We start from the raw sequence: 24,772 nt of genomic DNA, 5'->3' as shown, positions 1-24,772 counted from the left end.
GACGCCAACCTTGGTTGGCCCGCATATCCACGCATGGCGTGGATCTACCATGTGTCATCGCGCGCCCTCACATCGCGCTGTGCTACTACAGCCCGTGCACCCTTCCGCACGGAGCACGATGATGGTCAATCCGCTCGCCCAGGCCCATCGCGGCCTCGGCACCACACTGTTCAGCCTGTTGAACCCGATACCCTTCGGTTTCTTCGTCGGCGCACTGATCTTCGACGCGATCTACCTCAACAGCGCCGAGGTGATGTGGGGCAAGGCAGCCGCCTGGCTGATCACCTTCGGCCTGCTGATCGCCATCGTGCCGCGCCTGATCAACCTGTTCGCGGTCTGGCGCCGCAACGGCACAGCCACCCGCATCGACCGCATCGACTTCTTGCTCAACCTGGTCGCGGTGGTGCTGGCCATCTGGAACGCCTTCGTGCACAGCCGCGATGCGTACGCCGTTGCGGTGCCGGGCACGATCCTGTCGGCGCTGACCGTGGCCCTGATCGCCCTGGGTCTGATCCTGCTGTCACTGCAGCCGCCGGTGCTGCAGGGAGGTCGTCATGGCTAAGCACATCCTGCCCACCATGGGCGCCCTGGCGCTGGCCGTGATGCTGTCGGCCTGCGCAGGCAAGGCTGAATACCATCCCGCCGACCAGTCGGGCCCGCAGCCGCCGCTGCCCAAGCCGGCCAACTTCCTGATGCCGCCGATGCAGGTGCCCAAGGGCGTCGGCTGGGCTGATGGACAGACCCCCACGGTGGCCGAGGGCCTGAAGATCGAGCGCATCGCCGCCAACCTGCAGCATCCGCGGCGCCTGCTGACCCTGCCCAATGGCGACGTACTGGTGGTGGAAGGCAACGGCCCCGGCGAAGAACCGGTCACCACGCCCAAGCAGTGGATTGCCGGCAAGGTCAAAGCGCGCTCGGGCAAGGCCGGCAAGGGCGGGAACCGGGTCACCCTGCTGCGCCGCGCGCCGGGAACGAACACGTGGACCCAGCATGTCTACATCGAGGGCCTGCATTCGCCGTTCGGCATCCAGCTGATCGGCGACACGCTGTACGTGGCCAACACCGGCAACATCATGCAGTACCACTACGTGCCCGGCGAAACCCGCATGTCGGACAAGGGCCGCGAGTTCACCGACCTGCCCAGCACCATCAACCACCACTGGACCAAGGAACTGCTGGCCAGCCGTGATGGCCGCAAGCTGTATGTGGGCGTGGGCTCCAACAGCAACATCACCGAGAACGGCCTGGCCGTCGAATACCGCCGTGCGGTGGTGCTGGAAGTGGACGTGGCCACCCGTGGCAGCCGCATCTTCGCCTCGGGCATCCGCAACCCGACCGGCCTGGACTGGGAGCCGAGCACCGGAAAGTTGTGGGCTGTTGCGAACGAACGCGATGAGATCGGTGCCGACCTGGTGCCGGATTACCTGACCTCGGTGAAAGAAGATGGTTTCTACGGTTGGCCCTACAGTTACTACGGTCAGCACGTGGACGAGCGCGTGCAGCCGCAGCGGCCGGACCTGGTGGCCAAGGCGATCGTGCCGGACTACGCGATCGGCTCGCACGTGGCGCCGCTGGGCCTGCTGTTCTATACCGGCCAGGCACTGCCGGCGCAGTACCACGGCGGTGCCTTCATCGGCGAACACGGCAGCTGGGACCGTTCGCCACTAAGTGGCTACGAAGTGGTCTACGTACCGTTCAAGGACGGCAAGCCGACCGGGCGGCCGCAGACCGTGGTCAGCGGCTTCGCCTCGAAGGACGAGAAGACCCTGATGGGTGCACCGGTGGGCATGGCGATGGACGCCGAAGGCGCGCTGCTTGTGGCCGACGACGTGGGCGACGTGGTGTGGCGGGTGTCGGCGAAATAGCTGTGTAGCGTCGAGCCACGCTCGACTGCTGTGGATCCGGCCTTTGTAGAGCCGAGCCCATGCTCGGCTTACGCGCGCAGCGCGCGGGTTTCCGTGCACCGAGCGAACAGCAGCCGAGCATGGGCTCGGCTCTACAGTTCCGCAGTACTGCTGCGGAACCCGCTGAACACCGACTCGGCGGCAAACCCCACGCCGCCCAGCAGCACGCCGAAATACACCACCGTTGCCACCACGAAACCATAACCGGCCGCCACCGCCGCGCCATCGCGCTGGATGAAGCCAATCGCAAACGACATCAGCGCCAGTGCCGGCAGCGTGTTGCTGAAAGGAATCGGCCCGGCCGGCGCCATCAGCAGCAGGGTCGCGAACACCAGCATCAGGTTGTTCAGGCGCATCATCTTCTTCGAGCGCACCATCACCGCCAGCCGCATCGGCCGCGACAGCCGCTCCATGCGGTGCACCCACTTCAGCGCACGGCCGAGGTTGGCCTTCAGCTTGTCGGTGGCGATCTCGCGACGCGCCAGCTTCTGCGGCACCCACAGCGGGCGGTCGCGCACACGGCTCAGGCCGATGAGCAGGATCGAGGCGCCAAAGACGGTGCTCAGCCCTGGAATCGACACCGGGATGATGAAGATGGCCGAGAGCAGGATCACGATCAGCAGCAGGCCCTCATCGCCCAGCGCGCTGAGCAGGGTGCCGACGCGCACCTGGTCGCCGGGCAGCTCGTCGATCATCTGCTCGATCTGCTGGGCCAGGGGCGCGCTGTCATTGGTTTCGGGGGCACGGTAGGTCATGCGTCGCAAGGTTCTCCAGGGAAGGGCGGTCAACGGGCCGTCCTGCGGTGGGGGACGCACAGGCTCCCCCAGTATCCCGGCCAACGTGGGCAAAGAGGTGAACCGGGCATGAGGGGGTAAACTGGCGTGCCCCGCACGAGTTGAACGCAATGGACATGGGCCGCCGGCAATCGACCATCGAACTGGTCGCCATCGACATGGATGGCACGCTGCTGGACCCGTCGCACCAGCTCACCTCCCGCGCCAGGAAGGCCATCGCGCAGGCGCGGGCGCTGGGCGTGCACATCGTGCTGACCAGTGGCCGCCCGGTTCCGGGCCTGGCGCCGTACCTGCACGAGCTGGGCATCACCGGCAACGACGACTACTGCATCGCCTGCAATGGCGGCCTGGTGCAGCGCATCGGCACGCGCGAAACCGTGGTCGAATATCCGCTCAGCTTCGACGACTTCCTGTTCTGCGAGCAGGTGGCCCGCGACCTGGGCGTGCACTTCCAGGCGCTGGACAGCCGGCGCATGTACACGCCCAACCAGGACATCAGCTACTACACCGTGGCCGACTCGCATCTCTCGCGGATGCCGCTGTCGTATCGTCGCGTGGAGGACATGGATCCATCGATGTCCTTCATCAAGCTGATGATGATCGACGCGCCGGACGTCCTGGATGCCGCCATCGCGCGCCTGCCGAGCGAACTGACCGAGCGCTTCGCGGTACTGAAGAGCGCGCCGTTCTTCCTGGAAGTGTTCGACCACCGCGCCGGCAAGGGCCCGAGCCTGCAGAAGCTGGCCGAGCACCTGGGCATCGACCGCGCCAACGTGATGGCCATCGGTGACCAGGAGAACGACCTGACCATGCTGCAATACGCCGGTACCAGCGTGGCGATGGGCAATGCCATCGACGCGGTGAAGGCGGTGGCGCGGTTTGAGACCAGCAGCAATGCCGACGAAGGCGTGGCGCGCGCCATTGAGCGTTTCGTCCTGCAGTAACCGCGCGTCTCTATGCCCTGGTAGGTGCCCACCTCATCCGCCTCGGTGGGTGCCAACCTTGGTTGGCACACGAGCGCCGACCAAGGTCGGCCCCCACCACGCCGGGGCTATACCCACGTATAGCCCACCCATCCCCACCGCCATTGGCGCTGTACCACGGTGCAATGGCGGATGCGGCAGTGCGATGCAAGAATTCCGCACGTCGAAATCACCCCACCGAATCTCACGGCAGATGATCGTCTTCGTCTGCCACTGACCGGCACGCACCGCGCCGTCACGCCTTCAACGCAACCGCACCGCCAGCCAGGGCGCCGACACCGGTGCTGCAACGCGCTGGGCGTGCGCCTGCGCCGCTCTCTCCCTGCACCTGGATCTGCTGCCATGAACACCCCACCCACGACGCGCCTTGCCTTGGCGATCATCGCGGCCATCACAGCCCCTGCGTACGCCGCAGAAACGCACGATGCCGCGCTCGACACGCCCACTACACTTAACGCCCTGCAGGTCATCGCCACACCGCGCGGTGCGGCCGTGGCACCGACCCAGGTGGTCGGTCCCAACCGCTACATCATCAAGGCCGAAGATCTCGACGCGATGGTCACCGGCAACAACGGCCTGGCCACGCTCAAGCAGGTGCCCGGTGCCAGCTACACCGCCACCGATGGGCTGGGTCTGGATATCTCGGCCACCAGCCTGTTCGTGCGCGGCTTCCGCATGAATGAAATGGGCATCACCTTCGAGGGCGTGCCGCTGAACGACAACGGCTTCCTCTCGCTCACCGGCACCAGCGTGGTGAACGTGGGCGTGCCCGATGGTATCGGCGCGATCACGGTCAGCCCTGGCGGCGCACCGGTCAGCGTGTTCTCCAGCAGCATCAACGGCGGCAGCCTGGAATACCGCCTGCGCGAGCTGCAGGACACGCCCAGCCTGCGCGTGAAGCAGGGCGTGGGCAGCAACAACACGCTGGTCACCACCGTGTCCGGGCAGAGCGGCCAGCTCGGTGAGCATGGCCCGAAAGTGCTGGTCGACCTGCAGCGCGTGTCCGCCGACAAGTACCAGGGCGAGGGCTCGCAGAACTTCCTGCGCGGCGACCTGAAGCTGCAGCAGGACGTCGCCTGGGGCGATGTCACCGTGTTCCTGTCCGACAGCAAGGCCAAGGTCTGGGGCTACAACAACATCTCCTTCGACATGATCCGCAAGCTGGGCTGGAAGGCCGACATCTTCTATCCGGACTACGCTTGGGCCTGGTACGTGGCTTCGCCGGAAAACGCGGACAAATCCTGCGGCGCCTACACGTGCGGTGAGCTGTCCGAACTGATTCCGTACGACACCGGCCAGACCACCCGCGACCGCGTGTCATCGATCAACCATCGCTTCCAGATCACCCCGGCGCTGAGTGGCAACGTGCAGCTGTACAACGCCAACAGCCACACCCAGGCCACGCTGACCGACCCGACCGTACCGTCGCCCAACGGCGCACCGTTCTCCGAACAGGTACAGACCCCGCGCCTCAACCGCCTGGGCGGCATGCTCAACCTGCAGTTCGAGACCGGCGCGCATACCTTCACTGCCGGCTTCTGGCAGGAGAAGAGCAAGGCCGCGGCCAAGACCGAGTGGTACCAGCAGCCGTTGCTGGGCGAGGGCCCGCCGCTGAAGGCCACCGGTCCGTTCGATGTGTACGGTCCCGCGTTCAAGACCGACAACGCATCGAGCTGGGTGACCCGCTCGCGCCAGTTCTACCTGCAGGACGACATCGTGTTGAATGACACGCTGAAGCTGGGTGTCGGCTTCAAGGCTGTGGACTTCCGCACCAGTGGCGGCGGCCTCGGCGATGCCGAGGATCGGCCGGTGAATGGCACGCTGCGCGCGAAGAGCAACTTCCTGCCGCACGTCTCGCTGTTCTGGAGCCCGACCGAATCCACCGATGCCTTCATCGACCTGGCCAACACCATGAACGGCTACCGCGTGGCCCAGCGCGGCAACATCGGCTACACCGCCTCGGCGTGGACCATCACCGACCAGGAAGAGTTCGACCGCGTGGCCGGCACGCTGCGCCCGGAGAAGAACTGGAACCTCACCGTGGGTGCGTCGCATCGCTTCGATCGGCTGACGATCACCGGCGACGTGTTCTACAACGACATCCGCAACCGCCTGCTGTCGGCCGCCATCGGTACCCAGTTCACGCAGATCAACACGGTTCGGCTGATGCCGAAGATGCATGTGATCGGTGCCGACCTCGGCATCACCGCCGACCTGACCGACCACCTGCAGTTCTATCAGGGCGTGGCCGTAGCCCGTTCGTACTACGACAGCGATTTCGTGGTGGGCGACACGGTGTACCCGATCAGGGGCAATGCTCAGCCGGGCTACCCGCAGATCTCGCTGGTCAGCGACCTGTCCGTCCACTTCGGTGACTGGCGCTTTGGTGCCACCAGCACCTCCTACCTGCGCCAGCCCTTCACCTACGAGAACGACATCCGCGTGCCGACCTTCTGGCAGGTCAACACTTATGCCGCCTACCGCTTCGGTGCGGACAGCGCGGTGCCCGGCCTGGAGCTGCGGCTGGACGTGAGCAACCTGTTCAACCGCCACAACATCGGCACCGCCACTATTGCCGGCTCGTCGTTCTCTGGGGATTACCAGACCCTGCAGCGCAGCGCGCCACGGCAGCTGATGTTCAGTACCTCGATGACCTTCTAGGTAGATCCACGCCATGCGTGGATGCACTTGGCGGCCCCCCAAACCCACCTGGCCCCCCTTGGGCAATCAACAGGGATTTTCTGGCGGCGACGCAAGGTTCCCACAATGTTGCTGGGTCATTCTGTTGGCATGGCACAGCAGACCCCGCCAACCCGGTTGTTCGGCATCCGAGGCCCAGTACGGCCCCGGCAAGCGCTGTCCGTGGCGCTCGCATTCGACCTGCGGGCCGAATACCAGTTCTGGCAGGTCTACGAACGCATGGTCCGCCCGCTACCCGGTGGGGGGCTGCGGCTGGCCTGGCTGGTGTGCCAGAAGGTGTACCGGGACCGGTGGCAGCACCCGGACGACAGCGACGAGGCGGCGTTGTCGCGGGTGCTGTTTGGCGGGAACATGACGGCTGACCGGGCGTCGGAGCTGGCGGAGCTGCACGCGCTGGTCAGCCGTCGGGTGGCGCTGCTGGCGAAGCGGGGACGGTTGCATTCGGCAGCCTGATGCCTGCCCTTGGTGGGGTCGACTGTTAGTCGACCGCTCTTCGCACCCGGCTGCAGGAGGACACGCGCAGTCAGCGTCTATTCGACTCGGGCGAACATACCAAGGTGATTCCGTCTTCCGGGTATGCCTGGGGAAAGCGGTTGTTCTCACGACACCATGTCGCGGCGGGCGGCGATAGCCATTCGATCAGCGTCAGAATCTCATCGTGGTGCCCGCGCAGGTTCCAGCCGCGGATCGGTTCGTGATGGGCGATGCGGTTGCGTAGCACGCGTATGCGAGTCAGCGGTCCCGAAAAGCTCCTCCTCTTCAGTCCCCTGGGCGCACTGGGGTCCGCAATCCGGTGAAGGATCTGCTGCCAAAGGGCCTCGTAGTCCTTGTTGAACATTGTTGTCCAGAAACTGAAGGTGAGACTGGCGACCACACCGCCTGCTGTTACCGTCTTTCCCGCTCTGACCAATTCGTTGACGGCTTTGGCGACCTGCTCGAGTTGATGAGCAACCTTCAGGGCGCCAGCGCCTCGGCCGTACCACGCCTCGCCCTTGGCCTGGGTCAGAACGGTGTAGATGCGGTTTCGCAGTGCCACTTCCAACGTCCGCAGTGGTGCGTAGAGGCTTTCAGACAAGTGGGTATTGCATCCATACAGGGCGATGGCTCGGCTACGGTCGCCCCCCGCCCAATCCAGGTAGCGGCCAAAGCGCTCCAGGGAAAGGGCTTCTTCGAATCTGTCATGGCTCATCGCTGCCTGGACGCCTCCACTGATGCCGATTGCAGTGTGCCGCCGTGTGGGGTACGGTGGTCAGGTACACCCCGGTACCGTCTCTGTCCTTCTGGGCACGCGGCCGGGGTATTTTTTTGATTGTTGCTGCTCCCGTGCGGACGAGGGCTCCCGGCAATCAGGCTCATGCATTTCCCCGATCCAACTGCCGATAGCCAATCGCCTCAGCCAGATGCGCGGTCTGGATACCCTCGCAACCCGCCAGATCCGCAATCGTGCGCGCCACGCGCAGAATCCGGTGCATCGCCCGTGCGGAAAGCTGCAGACGTTCAATCGCCTGCTCAAGTAGATCCTGATCGGCCTCGCTCAGCTTCGTGCACGCCCGCAGCGCCGCCGGCGGAAGACGTGCATTGAGCCCGCCACGTGCCTGCTGCCGGGCATGGGCGGCTTCCACCCGTGCACGTACCGCAGCACTGGGCTCACCCAGTGGCGTGCTCTCCCGCAGCTCCACCGCGTCCATACGCGCCACGCTGATATGCAGATCGATGCGGTCCAGCAACGGACCGGACACGCGCGCACGGTAGCGGTTGATGCGTTCGTCGCTGCACAGGCAGCGGTTGCTGCGGTCGCCGGCCCAGCCGCACGGGCAGGGATTCATCGCAGCCACCAGTTGGAACCGCGCGGGGTACTGCACGCTGCGCGCCGCGCGGGCGATGCGGATGTGGCCGGATTCCAGTGGCTCGCGCAGGGTTTCCAGCGCGCTGCGGTTCCATTCTGGGAGCTCATCAAGGAAGAGGACTCCATGGTGGGCCAGTGATATTTCACCGGGGCAGGGCGGGTTGCCCCCACCCACCAGCGCCGCCGCGCTCGCGCTGTGATGGGGCGCTCTAAAGGGCCGCTGCCGCCAACGTCTTGGGTCCAGCCCTTCGCCACTCACCGACGCAATCGCGGCAAGCTGCAGCGCCTCAGTCTCTTCGGTATCCGGCAACAGGCTGGGCAGGCGCGAGGCCAACAGTGTCTTGCCGCAGCCAGGACTACCGATCAACAACAGATGGTGCCCACCGGCAGCGGCCACTTCCAACGCGCGCCGTGCATGCGCCTGCCCGCGCACGTCAGCCAGATCCGGCAGCGGCAACGGCGTCGTGTCCACGCGCTCCACGGGCGGCAACAGGCGCGGGTTGCCCAACCCGGCGCAGCATTCCAGCAGCGTGCGCGCCACACGCACATCCGCGTGCTCGGCCAACGCAGCCTCTGCGGCATTCCCTGGCGGCACCACCAGGATGCGCCCGGCTTCAGCGGCCGCGATCGCCGCCGGCAGCGCGCCGGCTACCGGCCTCAGCTCGCCGGTCAGGCCAAGCTCACCCAGGAACTCGTATTGCAGCAGCGACTGCGGATCGACCTGGCCACTGGCCGCCAGAATGCCCAGCGCGATGGCCAGGTCGTAACGCCCGCCTTCCTTGGGCAAGTCGGCGGGCGCCAGGTTCAACGTGATGCGCCGCTGCGGAAAGTCGAAGCGCGCGCAGAGCAGGGCGGCGCGCACGCGCTCGCGCGATTCGCGCACGCTGGTCTCGGCCAGTCCGACAATCTGGGTGGCAGGCAGGCCGCCAGAGAGGTGCACTTCCACCCGCACCAGCGGGGCATCGACCCCGGCGCGGGCACGGCTGTGGACCAGCGCCAGGCTCATGTGTGGTTTCCTGCAGAGGGATGCTTGATGGTGCGGCAGGCGTTCCGCATGGGATATCGGGAATTGCTGGTGAAGCGGCTAGGGGGATTCCGGCAGACGGTTGGGGCATGCCTTCCTCCTCTGCGGAAGCAAGATTCGGCCATCAAGTGAACGATGGACGCCAATTCGCCGTGCTACTCAAATTGACGTGCTACTCAAATTGAATGGCGTCGGTTACACATGGCCACGCATTTCCAAGCGCTACGCCAATTCCACTTGGGGCATCCAGGTGGTGCAACCATGGATGCTTCTGGAAAAACAGCGTGGCAACAGCCACCGCTTGATTCACGTCGACTCGCACTGGTTTTCAATGTGACTTCCCCAGCCATCGGGGGCTGTGATATGAAGACGGAATCTTGCTGGAAGGCTCTTTCAAGGGGATGGGGGGAATGGAAACGTTTGAGGAGGCTGATCGTCGTGTTTCCCTCGTCCTTTGGGGGTGGCGAAGCGCATTCCCGAACGGGGCCCCGTGGGGGGCCTGGCTCTGTTGCACACTAATGATGAGCCTGGCGCTGACGCCATCGGCAAGTGCCGAGACGGTCACCTACATTCATACCGATGCGCTTGGTTCGGTGGTTGCCGAGACCGACGCCAATGGCAACGTGGTCAAGCGCTATGACTACGAACCCTATGGTGCCGTTGTTGGCGGGCAGGTTGCGGATGGACCTGGATATACGGGACACGTGAGCGACGCTGCCACTGGGCTGAGCTACATGCAGCAGCGCTACTATGATCCCCAGTTGGGACTCTTCCTCTCGGTGGATCCGATCTCTACGCATTCAAGCACGAAACACTTCAATCGATACAGCTACGCTTATGGCAATCCGTACTCCTTCACCGATCCGGACGGAAGGGTTCCGGTAATGCCATTCATCTACGGCGCCGTCCTGGGCGGCCTCGCAGACATCGCGGTCCAGAAAGCCATGAATCCGGATAAGCCTATCGACAAAGTGGAGGCTGGCATTGCTGCTGCGGTTGGCTCAGTCTCCGGAGGCGCTGGTGGAGTGGCCGTTGCGGCAGTGGGTTCCGGCACGATTTCGGTAGGGCGTGCGGTTGCCATACAGACCGTGGTCAATGCGGTGGCGGGCGGTGCTGGCTCCGCCGCAGAGAGCGCAATCAAAGGGCAACCCATCACGGCGGAGGGCGTCGCTTCAAATGCGATTGGCAGTGCAGCGGGTGGATTGGCAGCCTCCGGGGTTGGCGTTGCCATGGGTGATTTCGCAGGCCCAGCTGCGCGCGGATCACTCCAACGGCTGAGTCAATCCCGCGGCCCAGGTGGGCCGAACATGGCAAGTGCCACTGCGTCAACCGGAACTGCCATTCCCAGGCAATCGGCACTCCAGGGTGCGGCGTCCCAAGCGGGTCAGGGCCTGGCGGGAGCAGGGGCGACTATCGTGCAGAAGGACCTGGAGAAGAAAAAATGAGTCCCTTGCTGAAAGGCCTCATAGGCACTCAGCTTCTCGCTGCGGTCTTTGGCGTTTCTTACTTCGCAGTTCTCACGTACCGCAATTACCCGGACGCTATGCATACGGGATTGCGTATTTGGGGCTACTTCGCGGTGATCTTCCTATTCCTTCATCTGTTTCTTGCGCTGAAGCAGTGGTGGGAAAATTCGCGTCGAAGGCGATAGGCGTGCCCCCTTCCGTGATCTCGTTTGCACTAGAGAACAAGTCGCCCAATGGGCGGCTTGTGCTTTTTGCGGGGAGGTTCACCGGCGTTCAAGTGAAAGCATGCCAATCTCCACATTGGCTGCTGGAAAAGCTGCGTTCACTTCAAGTCCCTGGGGGCTTGCGAGTACTGATGGCCCTCTCGCTCGCCATGGGCCTGCCGGGGTGCGGGGAAGAGGTGGAGAGTTCAACGTATCCCATTGGCCAGACGGGAGAGACGTGCACCGCCTACAAGGGCTTCGACCGCCAGCCTCCTGAAGTAGTTGTGGCGGAGCTTGGCCCCTCGCGATCGAGCATCGGGCGGCCCCTTGCTGTTCAGACGCAGCGCCACTGTGAGCGTCAGCCTACGATGGCACTTCAGCGCTGAAGTAGTTGGTGGGATCGGCTTGGCGGTGTCCTCGGGCCCCAAGCAGACACCGCTGCTCATCCTGCACCAACCCATTGAAGCGCCCAAACCGGGCCTCAACCCACGAAGGCCCCGCGCTTTCCACCAGCAACCGCCCTTGGCTCTGGTGCAGATCCAGCCAGCGCTCGAAGCTGATGCGCAGACGTTCGATATCCGGTGCCCGCCAGCGGGCATCGGCAGGCATGCGGATCAGCACGCGCGACGGCGCGTTCTCCACGTCCATCACCACAACGCCCCTGCAGCGGATCTCGAAGGACGTTGCGCCGGCATGGCGCGCATGCAGTTCAAAGCCCTCGTGGGCCTTTGCGGTCACAAACCCGCGCGCATCACTGTGCAGCAGACGGTAATCGGCCGGCTGCAGCTTCTGGTAGGCCCACACCTGATCGCCAGTGGGCTCGGGCCACTCCACCAACATCGCGCCGATCACCGCGATGCACACCACCGCAGCGGCAAGGCCGTGCATCTTCATTCGTCACCCCGCACACAGGCAGAAAACTCCGCGCCATAAGCGCGCTCAGTCCTTGGGTCGCATCCGCTCGTGGATGAAGGCGGTCAGCGCCAGATCGGCCATCACCAGCCCCTCCATCACCCGGTCGCCCACGTACTGCTCCGGCTCGCCGTTCTGGCGCGTGCGCTCGGCCGCCAGCAGGATCTCCTGCACGATGCGCTGGCCGGTGAGCGCGCAGTCGGCGTCGGACAACGCCATCTGCCGGCTGCGCAGGTGGTGCCGCTCGGGCCAGGGCTGGCCGTCGGCCGCAGCGCCCGCACCGATGGCGTGCAGGATGGCGATGAGGCTGTTGGGGTCCAGCGCAGGCGCGGGTGACGGTGCTTCCTGGATGGGGCGTGGAGGAGGGGAGTGCGGTGTGGTCATGGCGGGCTCCGTGCAAGCAGGCGGACGCCGCCACCGATAAAGGTGGCGGGCAGAGCGTGGCTCGAAAACCGGATGTTGGGAACCGGCGGGTACAAGACCCCCACGCCCCGCCCGCCATAGCCGGCAGACGGATTGCCAGCCGGCACCACGCGCGGTGGTGCCGGCTGGCAAGCGCAAACTACTTCCCAACAAAACGGGCTTTCGAGTCCCGACCACCGATGCACGGTGGCGCAGTAACGATTACCTGCTGTTGTTCGGAATGCCAACGGGTAGGGTCAATGCCGCCAAAACCCGAGACGCTTTTGGCATTGTCGCATAGCGGAGAAAGCGGCGAGAGCCTTGGCGTGCTTGGCGCAGCAGCACTTCTGGAACAGAGTCGTCAGAACCTTCCGTCAGAGATGCAAGGCGCGGCAAATGCGACAGCACTCGCCCATCGGGCATGCGTGATCGCTCATGCAACCGAACCGCTGCGACACCCGCTGGATGGTTTAAATGACTTCTTGCCTATTGAACCCATCGAGTGCCGCGCGCAATCTGACTACTGCTGTAGTCACTGAGGGCCGTCCTGCCCGCAGCAGGAAGGTTTTGCAGCGTTCGATTGGATTCCACCCACTGGCGCAGGCCAAACAAGGACCACTGCACGTGTCACGCCGCAGCCGACTGCTTCTCTGCGCGGGTCTGGTCCCGCTTCCATGGTTCCTGTTCTGGACCAGCGTTGCCGCCGTGTTTGCGCCGGGCTACAACCCGCTTGCACAGCACGCCAGCGAGCTGCTGCAGACACCAACGCTTGCAAGCATCTGCGCTAGGATTGCCCCCATCGGCTGCGGCGTGGGCTTCGTGGCGTTTGCCATCGGGGTATGGCGAGAGTCCGGCTGCCGGATTGCCGTAGGCGCGATCTGCTGGATGATCTTTGGCATCTCCATGCTGACCAACGGGCTCTGGCCCATGGGCCATCCGATGCACGGCTTCTACACCATTGGCATCGCAAACATCATTGCACCGGCGATGTCGCACATCGAATTGAGCGCGTGGTCTGCCAACCGAAGGGCGTACGCCGTGACCGCTGTGGTGAGCATCGGGGGCATCGTCTATCTCTGGTTGAACGTGGTGGGGGCGGATCCGGAGGGGTTCAGGGGGCTGACCCAGCGCGTGTTCTCGTCGATCAACTCGCTGTGGCCGTTCCTGGTTGCGTGGTACCTGGTGCGCCGGAGCTTCAATGAGCTGACGACGCATACGGTGAATTGAGGGGTAGGCATGGGACGGACATGGATGGCCATTGAGCGCGTGGAGCTGAGAATGTGGTGAAGATTCTTCGCCGTTGGCTGATCTACGTGCGAGTGCATCAGGATAACTTTGCTGCGTGCATCGTCGCTGGGTACGGAACCACTCGAGGCTAGCGCTACGCCCTTGGCAATAGCGGGCGCTTGTCAAGGACCTTTCTCCCCTCAGACTACGGCTAAGTACCCAAGCTGATGCCGGCTGGCATGCGCGAACCTCATCACAACGGCGCGCTTTCGAGTCCCTACTGCCGTTGCAGGGTGGAAGTGGCGATTATCTGCCGTTGTGTGGAACGCCAAGGATTTGGGCGGAGACCGCCAGGGTCCTAGTCGCTTTTGGCGTGGGCGCATAGCGCGGAAGTTGTGCAGATTCGTTGGGGACCCGTGTTTACGGATCCTGGAAGTAGGGGAATTCCTACAACGAGTTGCGGCGTTCACTGACCTGTGCCTATCGAAATCTCAGTGCAGAATCGGCGTCGCTGCATGAACGGATTGTTCATTTTCGCCAGGGGAACGTTATGGGATCCAGGTGGTTGCGGTTCGCACCAGTATTGCTGTGCCTCGTTGCTTCGTCTGTTGCTGCCCAGCAGCTTGTGCAACCAGAATCGGAGTACGCGAACAAGGTGGGCAAGGCACAACAGATGGGGCGCCTTGACGAAAAGACCTTCGGCGAGAACATCTCACTGTTCAATGGTCAGCTCAGCTTTTCGGTAACCGACATCGCGATCCCAGGAAATGCCGGACCTCCAGTGGAACTGGTTCGGAAGCGCTCGATAAGCGAGCGCTATCTCTATCAAGACAGCAAACCTGGCGATCTTGCCGGCTTCTACGATTGGGACATCGATATTCCGCATCTTGAGGGCGTGTTCAGCAGCCGTGGGTGGGTGGTTGGGCCCGACGACGACGCTTCGCGCTTTCAAAGGTGTTCCCAGCAGAAAAAGCCCTACATCGGCGACGGCATGGGTAGTTTTCCGGAAGCCGCATTCTGGAATGGATATGGATTGAATCTCCCCGGCGATGGAACATCGCAGTTGTTGGTGGCTTCGGCTGGCGTGCCAATGCCTGCCGATGGGCTGACGTATGCATGGGTAACGACGGGTAATGTCCGGATCCGTTGTCTGCCGCAGACGCAGAATGGAGTACCGGGCGAGGCCTTTCTTGCATTGGCGCCGGATGGGACCAAGTACTACCTGAACTGGGTGGTCACCCGGGAAATGCCGTTGTTCAGCTACAGGGACAATCCGCTGGCACCGACCCGCGTTCTTTCGCGCAGCCATGTGTTCTTCCTGGCGACTCGGGTTGAAGATCGCTTCGGCAACTGGGTCAACTATGCCTACTCAGGCGACAAGCTCACCTCGATCAGCAGCAGTGATGGGCGATCGATAAGCATTGCCTACAACGGCGAACGAATCTCCAGCGCTTCGGCAAATGGTCGCACGTGGACCTATCAGTACCGCGAACCAGGTGCCCTTGGATCGGGCATCGACGGTGGCTTGGCGGCGGTTGTGCAGCCTGACGGCACTCGCTGGACCTACACGGTTACAGGCACCCTCAGGCCGCCCACGTTTGGTCCTACACAGGAAGGGTCAGAATGTGATCCGCGAATGGGAACCGTATACGGACCCTACAGTTACACCGTAGGTCACCCATCAGGTGCCACCGCAGCCTACTCGCTTGCCTATCGCTATTTTTACCGGGCGACAGACATAAGCCCCTGCTCGTCGCCGGAACAGATTCCCTATACCGGCGTCTGGAGCCTGCAGCAGCGCACGATCACGGGTGCCGGCCTGCCTACGATGGCGACGTCCTACTCCTTCCAAGACGGATTCTCCGCCGGCGGTCGATGGACGACGATTACCCAGCCGGACAGTAGCGTCGTGAGCTATCGTTTCGGGGTGCGGCCGCGCATCGATGAAGGAAAGATTCTGGAAACGCGCACCGCCAACGCTGCAGGAGCCACGCTGGAGGGTGTGACCTACCAATACCTGGCCAAGGAAGACGCCGCAGGGCAGTTCATTCCTCTAGTGGGGCAGTCGCTGAGCATCATGACGCCCGCGGAGGGCCTCATCCAGCCGCAGAAGCTGGCAGTAACCCTCCGCGAGGGGACGTCCTACACCGAACGGGTAGATCGCTTCGACGCATTCGCAAGGCCGGTGGAAACCTATAGTGGCAGCGATGTCGGTGTATCCAAGGACCGGACTACGTTCCATGACGATCTCTCTTCCTGGACATTGGGTCAGAAGGCGCGTGTCGTCGATATCGACACGGGGATCGAGCAAAGCCGGACTGAGTACAATGCCCAATCGCTTCCACAAGCAACGTGGCTGTTTGGCAAGCTGAAACAGACGCTTGCGTACGACGCATTGGGAAACGTGGTGCAGGCGAAGGATGGCAACGGCAACATTACGCAGATGCAGGACTACAAGCGGGGTACTCCCCGCCGTGTTATCTACGCGGATGGCACCAGCATCTCTGCCACGGTAGACGACAATGGCTGGTTGCTGAGCAAGACCGACGAAACATCAGCAACGACGGTATTTGCCTACGATGCGATGGGACGCGTGAGTCTGATCCGCTATCCGTCGGATGACACCGTTGGCTGGAACGATACCGTCATCAATCACCAACGTACTGCCGGTACTGAGCGAGGCTTGGCTGCTGGTCATTGGCGAGAAATCGAGGCAACAGGGAATGCGCGTCGGATTACCTATCGCGACGCACTCCTGCGTCCAGTGCTGAGGGAGGAGTACGACGCGACAAGTCGAAGCTCCACGCTGATGCAGGTGATTAGCGCGTACGACCACGCTGGAAGAACCACCTTCCAGTCCAATCCGGGCCGCTATCGTCTGGGGGAGCCGTGACGAGCATCCTGATGAATTCGGCGCTCACTGAGCGACTGGGCTGGATTCGTGCCATGGCAGTGGTGGTTCTGGTTCTGGCAGCCAGCCCCGCCGCGTATGCCCAGGCATGGGTGAAGCTCACCGGGCCCGCACAGACGGTGTATATCGCGCCCGCTACCGTCAGCATGACGGTCGGGTATGGCAGCACCAACGGCGGATCAAAATCGGAGTACATTGACAACGTACGCCTGACACAGAACGGAGTTCTGCTCAGCAATTTCGCCAACGGAACCTACACCGTTTACGGACTCCCACCTGGTACGTACCAGTACATGCTGACTGCCCAGGGCATCCGCAATCTCAACGGTGAGGAAATTGTCCGGTCGTTGCAGAGCGGACCGGTGGTCATCACGGTCAATCCACCGCCTGCACCCGTGGATTCCGCTGAGAAGGTTGCTGCGTCGCTCAATACAAATCGGGTGGTCGCGGGGCAACCGTTCGTCGCAACTGTGACCATGAGGAACACGGGTGAGACCACCTGGTCACCGGAGGGAGGCTATGCGCTGAGCATGCCGGACAACGGGCTGGTCTACTGGAACGCAGCGAGCTCAGCCGTTCCTGCGGTCATACCTCCCGGTCAAAGCGCCACTTTCAACGTCACGCTTACACCCAGCACAGGGGCTGCCAATGGAGGCTGGTATGGCGTGACTTTCCAGATGCAGCGGAATGGAAGCTGGTTTGGTCTGAGCACGGGCCAGATTGGCTTCTTTGTGTGGCAGCCGGTGAACAGCGCCGAGTTTCAGAGTCAGAGCGTTGCGCCTGCAATGAAAACGGGTAGCACCCAGACGGCGTTTGTTAGGATGAAGAACACGGGCGATACGGTGTGGCAACCGGGTAGCCATTGGTTGGGGGCGCAAAACCCGACCGATTCCACCCAATGGGGAGCGGCGCGTACCGCGCTCCCACGAGCCGTAGCGCCAGGGGAAGTTGTGGATATCGCTGTCCCGCTGCAGGCGCCAGCGACGCCAGGAAACTACAACTTCCAGCGGCAGATGTGGGCGGATGGCAAAGGATGGTTTGGCCCTGCGACGTCGAATGTAGTGATCAGTGTGGCGGCACCGGTAAACAATGCGCGTACGGAGGAGGGAGGAGGCATCCCGGTTGAAGTGCAGGCAGGGAGCACTGTCCAGATGCGTCTTCGCTTTCGAAATACTGGCGAGACGACCTGGAGCAGTGGTGCAGGCTACAGCCTTGCAACGGAAAGCCCTTCGGACAATACCGTCTGGGGTGCAGCGCGAATCCCCCTGCCGCATGATGTTCCACCGAATGGAATCGTCGAGTTCCTGTTCTCCATCACTGCGCCATCAACGGCAGGTCAGTACCCTCTCCAGTGGAGGATGAATCAGGAAGGCGTTGGACGCTTCGGAGACGCTACCGCCAACACAAACACTCGCGTCGTCCTTCCACCATTGAAGGGTGTCTGGACCGAATACGATGCACTGGGGCGGGTGACATCGATTTCAAAGGATACTGACGCGGGACTCGCAACGACCGTTGTGGCCTACGAGCCCGGGAATCGGAGAGCGACGACCGACCCTCGGGGAGCCACTACGAGATTCCAGTATCAGGCTTTCGGTTCCCCTATCCAGTCGGCTGTGATCGCAATCAGTGCGCCCGAGGGGCAGTTTACTGATATCCCCCGCGACAGATATGGGCGCCCGACGGCCATTGTGCGTAGGGATGCTACTGGCAGCATCCAGTTGCGCAGAACTCTGGTTTACGGCGAGGGCGGAAGCCTGTGCAAGTCGATCGAACCGGAGTCTGGCAGCACAGTGATGGGATATGACGGCGGGGACAATACCATCTGGACAGCGAGCGGCTTGGACCTTCCGGATCCGGGCAACTGCGATATAGCTGCCGCCCATGGCTCGCCTCGTCGTGTCGATCTGACTTATGACGCTCGCAATCGGGTGTCTACGCTCTCCTTCCCGGATGGCAATGGCAATCAAATCTGGACCTATGCCGCAGATGGGTTGCCTGCGCGCATCTCTACGGCTAATGACGGAGGAGCAAATCACACCATCAATGCCTACAGCTACAACAAGCGCAGGCTGCTGATTGGAGAGTCGAGTTCACAGGAGGGATGGTACACGTGGGGACTTGGCTATTCCTACGATGCCAACGGCTCGCGTAGCGGGATCCAGTATCCCAGTGGCCTGTATGTGGCCTTGGCGCCTGATGCTCTCGGCCGGGCAACCCGGGTTGGAGACTACGTGCTTGGCGCGTCCCATCACGCGGCAGGTGTTGCAAGCCGCTTCACGTATGGTAATGGCATCAGGTTCGAGCAGGACCTGAACGTCCGAGGGCTCCCGGCGCGCCTCAGTGCGCTTCCGAATGTCAGTATTCTGAACTACGACTACGATCTGAATGGAAACGTTGTCACGATTGCCGAAATCGGACAAGGAAGCCGTAGCCGCACGATGATGTATGACGGTTTGGATCGTCTCACCCAGGCCACCTCCGCCGCCTTTGGGGGTGATGGTGTTGTTCGTTTCACGTATGACGTCCTGGACAATATGCAGAGCGCAAAGCTTGCGGGTGGCAAGGATCATTCCTACTACTATGACCAGCACAATCGTTTGACCAACGTCAGATCCAGTGCTGATGCGACAACGATGGGGCTGTCCTACGACGTGCAAGGCAACCTGTCGATGCGAAACGGGCAGAGCTTTGTCTTCGACATAGGCAATCGAATGAGACTGGCGCCGGGTCCTGAGACATACCGCTACGATGCGCATGGTCGGCGCGTACTGGCATGGTTGCAGGGTAGTGGTTCCATTCACTCGATGTACGACAGGGAGGGAAGGCTCCGTCGCCAGCAGAGCGAGCGTGATGGGACATCCAGAGAGTACCTCTACCTGGGAGAGCTGCTGGTCGCGACATTGGAGACTGGAAGTGATGGCGTGACCCGCCCCAAGTACCAGCATCTCGATGCGCTGGGATCGCCCGTTGCGGTCACAGACACGGCCGCAGCCGTAGTCCAGAGAAGCGTTTACGATCCTTATGGGGAATTGCTGGAGCGCCCTCTTGCTGATGGCGTCGGCTATGCTGGCCATGTGAGCGACAGCACTAATGGTCTGTCCTACATGCAGCAGCGCTACTATGATCCGCAGGTGGGGCGGTTTCTGTCAGTGGACCCAATCGCTGCCCATAGAACTCCAGCGGGATCGTTCAATCGTTACTGGTACGCCGACAACAATCCGTACAGATATATTGATCCTGATGGCCGTTCCAGCATGAATCTGTTCGGCGACCACGATCCGGCGGGATTAAGGAGGGCTGGAGACGCGGTAGATTCACGCTCAATGTTTACGCTCACCGCTCACGCAAATCCAGATCTGGTACAGGACCAGCGCAACTCAACGCGCTACACGGACTTCAAATCGTCGGAGTCCCTTGATCGCGCTCGAAGTGACTTCGGCTTGAAACGTGGGCAAACCGTATTCATGGCTGCGTGTCATTTAGGCGTGGCCCCAACAGGATTGAACAAGTCAATTGGCCAGCTATGGGCCGATCTGAACGATTCCACCGTCTATGCGCCGAGTGGTTTTGTCATGTATCCCACAAACTACTCAGGTGGCCCTGTTACCCTGCGTGTTAACATGCAGCAGGACGGCAAGGGCGCGCCAGGTGTCTGGAATCGATTGACTCCAGGCGGTACTGGAAGTTCAGGCCCAGCCATCAAGACGATTCGATTCAATGCAAACGGCTCGACGACCATAACATTTGCTGGATCACAGACTGGAAGTAGGCTTCCTCTTACTCAGACCATCGGAAAACCAAAATGACAAGCCTTAAGGCTTCGTTGCCAGCTTGGCTGATGTTGCTTTTTTCGGCATGTGGCAATTCCGGAGGAGCCTCTTCCGAGAAAGCCACAGGCGATGTGATCGCAGGGAGCAGAAGCGAAAGCTACGGCCCCGAATCCGCAGCACAGATGGAAGCCAGGGCCCGCTCTGGCGATGGGCACGCTCAGGCGTTGGTGGAGAATCACTACCGCGAGATAGGCAATGCAGCCCTCTATAGGCAATGGATGGAGGAGGGGGTTTCGAGAGGAGATCCTGCGGCGATGCAGCGCCTCGCTTCCCATCTCATTTCGTTGGGGGGGAGGGAGAATTGCCGCCGGGCTGAGGTGATGCTGGTGCGGGCGCGCGCGCTTGTGACAGACGACGATGCGTCGTTCCTTGGAGCGCTCGACTCCACGATGCGACGGCTGAAGGGCGAGCTACCGGGTAGCACACCCTGCAAATAGCGGCCGCAGGGAAGCGCTGATCTTCCTCCTTATCAGTGTCAGTTGATGATCTCCCCACTCCCCGAAGCAACAAACGCCTTCAACTGCCGAACGAACTCCGCGCCGTAGAGCTCCCACTCCACAATCTCCCCCACCACCCGCAACGGCTGCGCACTCCGATACGACCGCGTCGGGTTCCCGGGAAACTTCTTGTTGGTCACGTTCGGGTCGTCCTCGAACGGCCCGGTCGGCTCCACCACATACACGCGCGGCCGCCCCTCACCCTTGGCCATCTCCGCAGCCAGCCCGGCGCCCTTGGCAATCGTGGTGAAGTAGATGTGGTTCATCACCACGCTGTCGCGATAGTTGGAGCGGAAGCCCGCGCTCAGCAGCTCGCCCATCGCCAGATCAGCGCGGGTGCCGTGATAGAACGGCCCGGCGACCTGGTCGCAGGTGTCATGCGAAACGGGTGTCCAATCGGTGTCCTGCGCCATCGCTGCTGCCCCTCTCTGCCCTGCCGGATCGACAGGCCGGCGAGTCTAGGGCGTCCGGTGGGCCTTGCTGCAAGGCCCCATCCGGGAAATAATCTGTAAACGGGAGGCGCAGTGCGCCTCCTTTTTTCATTCTGCGGCGCCGCGCCCTTCCAGCTCGCGCACGGCCGTTTCCAGCGCATCCAGCTTCTGGCGGGTCTTCAGCAGCACGGCGCGCTGCACTTCGAACTCCTCGCGGGTGACCAGGTCCAGCTTGGCCAGGCCGGCCTGCAGCGCGCTCTTGAAGGTGGCCTGCAGTTCCTCGCGCGATTCGCGCAGGCCCGGCGGCACCAGGTCGCTGAGGCGACGGGCGAGGTCATCGATTTGGTTCAGGTCGATCATGGGGTGCTCCGTGGGGGTGGGCCCGTGCATCCGGCGCGGGCAGGCCATTCGGGCACAAGGATACTGCTGGCACCCACTGCCCGGACAGGCCGCAGCGGCTTCGCACGGACCACGTTCAGGCGCTATCCTCCACGCCGGAAGACAGGAGATAGACGATGAAGATGGTCATGGCGGTGATCAAGCCGTTCAAGCTCGACGACGTGCGCGAAGCGCTGGCCGAGCGTGGGGTTACCGGGATCACGGTGACGGAAGTGAAGGGCTTTGGTCGCCAGAAGGGCCATACCGAGCTGTACCGCGGCGCGGAGTATGTGGTCGATTTCCTGCCGAAGGTGAAGCTGGAAGTGGCGGTGACCGATGACCAGGTGGAGGCGGTGGTTGAGGCCATCGTGAAGGCCGCCGGCACCGGCAAGATCGGTGACGGCAAGGTGTTCGTGTACGACCTGGGCAGCGTGGTGCGTATCCGTACCGGTGAACTGGACGCGGACGCGTTGTAAGTGCAACGCAGGATGCGCGAACGCGACTGGTCCCGGGAACACTTCTGGGTAGAGTCGACTGTTAGTCGACTATCGCGCACAGCGCGGGCATTTCGGTCACGGACGGGAAGAGCAGTCGACTAGCAGTCGGCTGTACCCCGTCAGGCATTCAATGCCACCAGGCTATACGGCTCTGTCGCTTGGCCGGCGGGTTGCTTGAGTCGAGCAGGCTCGACTCTACGGCGCGGTGCGTATCATGGTGTCGATCCAGTCGGCATAGCGCGAGATGCGCACGTTGTGCACCACCTGCCCGTAGTAGCCGGCTTCAAGCGCATGCTCCGGCACTGCGGTAATCCACGAGCCCAGGCCGATCAGCTCCCAACCATGAGCGCCGTGGATCATCAATGGGCCGCCGCTGTCACCGCTGCCGAGCACGCCCTCCAGTGGCAGGCCGCCGTCGGGCCCGTCGAATCGATACCAGAGGTAACGACTATTGCCACCTGTCACTGCGTTTTCGGCGCGGCGCAGTTCGCCGCGGTGCGGCCCACCCGGCGCCAGCCCGGTCATGCCGGTGCCCGTGGCCCCCTTGCCGACCAGAGTAGCGATCTTTCCCGCTTCGGCCTGCCCGCGATAGAGGCGAACCGGCGCAACGTCGCTGACCGGTGCGGCCAGCTGAATCAGGGCGATGTCATCGGAGGCGGCGAGGAAGGCGTGGATGGGGCCTGGGTTCCCTGACGCCAGCGCTGCCTGGCCAAGCGCTTCGGGCATGCGCCGGTAACCGGGATGCACGAACACGCGCTCGACACGGTACGGGCGACCGCTAATCTGCACCTCGGTGTCCATGCCTTCCATGGGCGCGGCGTGTGCGGCGGTCACCACCCAGCGCGGCGCGATCAGGACGCCGTGGCCCTCCCCGGGCAGGTCGGCCAAGGCCGGGAACGCGGATGCCGGTACGCGGTAGGCGCTGTCATCCACATCGCTGCGGATGACAATGGCGTCGGCGGAGAAGGGCAGGGTAGCCCAGGCGAGAAGGAGCCAGCGGCGCATGGTTCGGTGCAGTCCTGTGCGTGGAAGGCGATGACCCTAGCCGGGATCGGGAGGCGCGAATACCCGTGTGCGACGAAGTGCCCTCCCGGTGTGATCAACCGGGCGGAATGAGGGGTGACGACCGCCACTCCGGCAGACCGAGCGCGCGGCGGGTGCGCGTCACGATGGCGCCGATCTCTGCCTCGAAGCCGCCATCAGGTTGCAGCAGCGGCGTGAGTTCGGCACAGCGTTGCTTCAGCACATCGACCCATGGCGCTGGGTGGGTCTCCGTAGCGGCCAGTGCCAAGTGCCTGCGACCCTCGTCGTAAGCGCCCGCCAGCCCGGCAGTGATGCCCGCATGGATGTGTTCGCGGATGCCCGGTTTGGGGTGATGACTCATCAATGTACGCACGTGCCCCGGGGTGGGAAAGCGGTCACGCAGGGCCATTACCTCGGCTGCGGCCTGCTCGGCCAGTGTCTGTGCGGCCGAGGCAAACTCGGCGGTCTCGGTGAAGGGTTGGAATCCGGCAACGCGGCCGCCCACGTCGAAGGACAGGTAGTCCTTTTCTTCCCAGAGCCAGCAGGCGCCGACATTGAGATAGCTGCCCCTGTCCCATGCCGAAGGCTGGAACTCGACCACCCCGACCCACCAGCCCTGGTCGTCAAGCCAGGTGCGCGAACGGCCTTTCTGCACGCAGCCCAAGGGGCGCAGTATGGATCTTGCGGCTGCAGTCAGCAGGTGGGTGTGTTCAGGTGTCGGCATCCCCAGCGTCCTTGCGAGTGGCGTGCCGACGAGTATCGCAGAGCACATCGGGCGTGTGGCCCGGGGCAAATGCAGGGGCAAACCGCAGTCGCGCAAGCAATGCAGGGCGAACAGCGCTTACCGCCGCTTGGCCCACTTGTAGAACCGCTTCCAGCCCTGCCGCACCGCGGCCACCCAGCCCGGGTCGGCCACCAGCGCGGCCTGCGCGGCACTCGGGGCCTGGCCGGTCACGCGCTGGCGCATCTTCAGCAGGTTCTTCATGTCGCTGCGGCGCATCTGCCGGCTCAGTGGATTGCGGCGCAGCCAGCGCGGGGCGCGCCAGGCCGAGGTGAAGTCCAGCAGCACCGGCACGCCGCCGCTGACCACCACGTTGGTGCCATGCAGGTCGTTGTGGGTGATGCCGGCTGCGTGCAAACGGCTGAGCGCGTGCTGCAGCTGCTCGAACACTTCATTGCCCACCGCCTGCGCGGTGCTGAGCGTCTGGCCGGGGATGAACTCCATGCCCAGCGCCAGGCCGCCCAGGGTGCCGAGCAGTGCGGGGGCATGCTTCCAGCCGCCGAGGCGCTGCAGCATGCGTGCTTCACGGCGCACCATCAGTCGCGCGATCAGCGAAACGGGAGTGCCGCGGTAGCGGGAATAGTCCTTGATGACCGCCTCGCGCCCGTCCAGGCAGGTGCGGTAGACATCCGGGGCCAGGAAACGCTCGCCGCGCTTGAGCAGCAGCGGGGAGGCGGCGTCATCGCCGCAGGAGGAGGATGGCAGGGCAGGAAGATGCATGTCGGGGTCTCGGACGACCCGGTGGGTGGCGCAAAGCGTCAAGCGAACCGGTGTTACAGGGAGTTACTAAGTTTTCGTTAATTTTAGTACTCGCCAGTTCGCTATTCCACGATTTGTCGGAGAAATGTCGGGGTCGTGGCTGGAACAGTTCGTCGCGCAGAGTCGGACAATTCTGTCTCATTTATTCCAGTTGGCCTTTAGCATCAACAGCTTGCGCGCCCAGCCCTGCGCCTCCTTCGC

General features: G+C 63.1%; 20 protein-coding genes. 10 read left to right on the top strand and 10 right to left on the bottom strand.

Features of this window, described 5'->3' with window-relative positions; genetic code table 11:
- Positions 1-121 precede the first annotated feature (121 nt).
- On the top strand, positions 122-562 hold the full coding sequence (locus ACTXG9_RS10865) for a DUF2231 domain-containing protein (RefSeq protein ID WP_021201954.1): 441 nt from the start codon (positions 122-124) through the stop codon (positions 560-562).
- Positions 555-1,865: a PQQ-dependent sugar dehydrogenase gene (locus ACTXG9_RS10860; protein WP_058978976.1), complete on the top strand. Its 1,311-nt coding sequence runs from the start codon at positions 555-557 to the stop codon at positions 1,863-1,865. Before ACTXG9_RS10865 ends, ACTXG9_RS10860 begins: the two co-directional genes overlap by 8 nt.
- A 131-nt stretch (positions 1,866-1,996) precedes the next feature.
- Here the strand turns inward: ACTXG9_RS10860 and ACTXG9_RS10855 are convergent, their stop codons facing one another.
- Positions 1,997-2,659 carry an exopolysaccharide biosynthesis protein gene (locus ACTXG9_RS10855; RefSeq protein WP_111098655.1) on the bottom strand — a complete coding sequence of 221 codons (663 nt, stop codon included), beginning with the start codon at positions 2,657-2,659 and terminating at the stop codon, positions 1,997-1,999.
- 149 nt (positions 2,660-2,808) lie between these two features.
- On the opposite strand from ACTXG9_RS10855, the gene yidA reads away from it, so the two are divergent.
- From yidA to ACTXG9_RS10840, 3 genes are all read left to right on the top strand, one after another.
- The gene (gene yidA, locus ACTXG9_RS10850) at positions 2,809-3,642 is read left to right on the top strand and encodes a sugar-phosphatase (protein WP_180876438.1); all 834 of its coding nucleotides are present in this window, start codon (positions 2,809-2,811) and stop codon (positions 3,640-3,642) included.
- Positions 3,643-4,023: 381 nt separating this feature from the next.
- The gene (locus ACTXG9_RS10845) at positions 4,024-6,342 is read left to right on the top strand and encodes a TonB-dependent receptor (RefSeq protein ID WP_207048862.1); all 2,319 of its coding nucleotides are present in this window, start codon (positions 4,024-4,026) and stop codon (positions 6,340-6,342) included.
- A gap of 105 nt (positions 6,343-6,447) precedes the next feature.
- Positions 6,448-6,834, top strand: a complete 387-nt coding sequence (locus ACTXG9_RS10840) for a hypothetical protein (protein ID WP_111104511.1) — start codon at positions 6,448-6,450, stop codon at positions 6,832-6,834.
- A 70-nt stretch (positions 6,835-6,904) separates the two neighbouring features.
- Here ACTXG9_RS10840 and ACTXG9_RS10835 read toward each other — a convergent pair whose 3' ends face one another.
- Together ACTXG9_RS10835 and ACTXG9_RS10830 are read right to left on the bottom strand one after the other, a co-directional pair.
- Positions 6,905-7,570, bottom strand: coding sequence for an Abi family protein (locus tag ACTXG9_RS10835; protein WP_111104506.1), 666 nt, complete (start codon positions 7,568-7,570; stop codon positions 6,905-6,907).
- A gap of 163 nt (positions 7,571-7,733) precedes the next feature.
- Positions 7,734-9,233 carry a YifB family Mg chelatase-like AAA ATPase gene (locus ACTXG9_RS10830; protein ID WP_111104504.1) on the bottom strand — a complete coding sequence of 500 codons (1,500 nt, stop codon included), beginning with the start codon at positions 9,231-9,233 and terminating at the stop codon, positions 7,734-7,736.
- 539 nt (positions 9,234-9,772) lie between these two features.
- Here ACTXG9_RS10830 and ACTXG9_RS10825 point away from each other — a divergent pair.
- The gene (locus ACTXG9_RS10825) at positions 9,773-10,696 is read left to right on the top strand and encodes an RHS repeat-associated core domain-containing protein (RefSeq protein ID WP_227852295.1); all 924 of its coding nucleotides are present in this window, start codon (positions 9,773-9,775) and stop codon (positions 10,694-10,696) included.
- Between the two features lie 587 nt (positions 10,697-11,283).
- On the opposite strand, the gene ACTXG9_RS10820 is transcribed toward ACTXG9_RS10825, so the two are convergent.
- A complete protein-coding gene (locus ACTXG9_RS10820; protein ID WP_111104498.1) occupies positions 11,284-11,814 on the bottom strand; it encodes a cold-shock protein in 531 nt (176 codons plus the stop codon).
- Between the two features lie 45 nt (positions 11,815-11,859).
- A complete protein-coding gene (locus ACTXG9_RS10815; RefSeq protein ID WP_021201939.1) occupies positions 11,860-12,216 on the bottom strand; it encodes a hypothetical protein in 357 nt (118 codons plus the stop codon).
- A 642-nt stretch (positions 12,217-12,858) separates the two neighbouring features.
- Between ACTXG9_RS10815 and ACTXG9_RS10810 the strand changes: the two genes are divergently transcribed.
- The 3 genes from ACTXG9_RS10810 to ACTXG9_RS10800 all read left to right on the top strand — a co-directional run bounded on the left by ACTXG9_RS10810 (position 12,859) and on the right by ACTXG9_RS10800 (position 20,181).
- Complete coding sequence (locus ACTXG9_RS10810) at positions 12,859-13,461, top strand: DUF998 domain-containing protein (RefSeq protein WP_111104450.1); 603 nt, start codon at positions 12,859-12,861, stop codon at positions 13,459-13,461.
- A 457-nt stretch (positions 13,462-13,918) separates the two neighbouring features.
- Positions 13,919-16,354: an RHS repeat domain-containing protein gene (locus ACTXG9_RS10805; protein WP_146268438.1), complete on the top strand. Its 2,436-nt coding sequence runs from the start codon at positions 13,919-13,921 to the stop codon at positions 16,352-16,354.
- Between the two features lie 11 nt (positions 16,355-16,365).
- Positions 16,366-20,181 carry an RHS repeat domain-containing protein gene (locus ACTXG9_RS10800; RefSeq protein ID WP_146268439.1) on the top strand — a complete coding sequence of 1,272 codons (3,816 nt, stop codon included), beginning with the start codon at positions 16,366-16,368 and terminating at the stop codon, positions 20,179-20,181.
- Between the two features lie 499 nt (positions 20,182-20,680).
- On the opposite strand, the gene arr is transcribed toward ACTXG9_RS10800, so the two are convergent.
- Together arr and ubiK are read right to left on the bottom strand one after the other, a co-directional pair.
- Positions 20,681-21,115: an NAD(+)--rifampin ADP-ribosyltransferase gene (gene arr / locus ACTXG9_RS10795; RefSeq protein ID WP_021201936.1), complete on the bottom strand. Its 435-nt coding sequence runs from the start codon at positions 21,113-21,115 to the stop codon at positions 20,681-20,683.
- A gap of 126 nt (positions 21,116-21,241) precedes the next feature.
- Positions 21,242-21,493 carry a ubiquinone biosynthesis accessory factor UbiK gene (gene ubiK, locus ACTXG9_RS10790; RefSeq protein ID WP_005419983.1) on the bottom strand — a complete coding sequence of 84 codons (252 nt, stop codon included), beginning with the start codon at positions 21,491-21,493 and terminating at the stop codon, positions 21,242-21,244.
- A gap of 155 nt (positions 21,494-21,648) precedes the next feature.
- On the opposite strand from ubiK, the gene ACTXG9_RS10785 reads away from it, so the two are divergent.
- Entirely contained in the window at positions 21,649-21,987 is a 339-nt protein-coding gene (locus tag ACTXG9_RS10785) for a P-II family nitrogen regulator (protein ID WP_005411374.1), read from the top strand.
- 216 nt (positions 21,988-22,203) lie between these two features.
- Here ACTXG9_RS10785 and ACTXG9_RS10780 read toward each other — a convergent pair whose 3' ends face one another.
- From ACTXG9_RS10780 to ACTXG9_RS10770, 3 genes are all read right to left on the bottom strand, one after another.
- Positions 22,204-23,013, bottom strand: a complete 810-nt coding sequence (locus tag ACTXG9_RS10780) for a S1 family peptidase (protein ID WP_021201935.1) — start codon at positions 23,011-23,013, stop codon at positions 22,204-22,206.
- Positions 23,014-23,107: 94 nt separating this feature from the next.
- Positions 23,108-23,755 (bottom strand): hypothetical protein, encoded by a 648-nt coding sequence (locus ACTXG9_RS10775; RefSeq protein ID WP_258392476.1) that lies wholly within the window; start codon positions 23,753-23,755, stop codon positions 23,108-23,110.
- A 117-nt stretch (positions 23,756-23,872) separates the two neighbouring features.
- Entirely contained in the window at positions 23,873-24,532 is a 660-nt protein-coding gene (locus ACTXG9_RS10770) for an RIO1 family regulatory kinase/ATPase domain-containing protein (protein WP_049417050.1), read from the bottom strand.
- Between the last annotated feature and the right edge of the window lie 240 nt (positions 24,533-24,772).

The sequence above is a fragment of the Stenotrophomonas maltophilia group sp. LNF247 genome (genome assembly GCF_054083135.1).
Note: the sequence above shows the minus strand (reverse complement) of the source record. Positions and strands in the feature narration are given on the sequence as shown.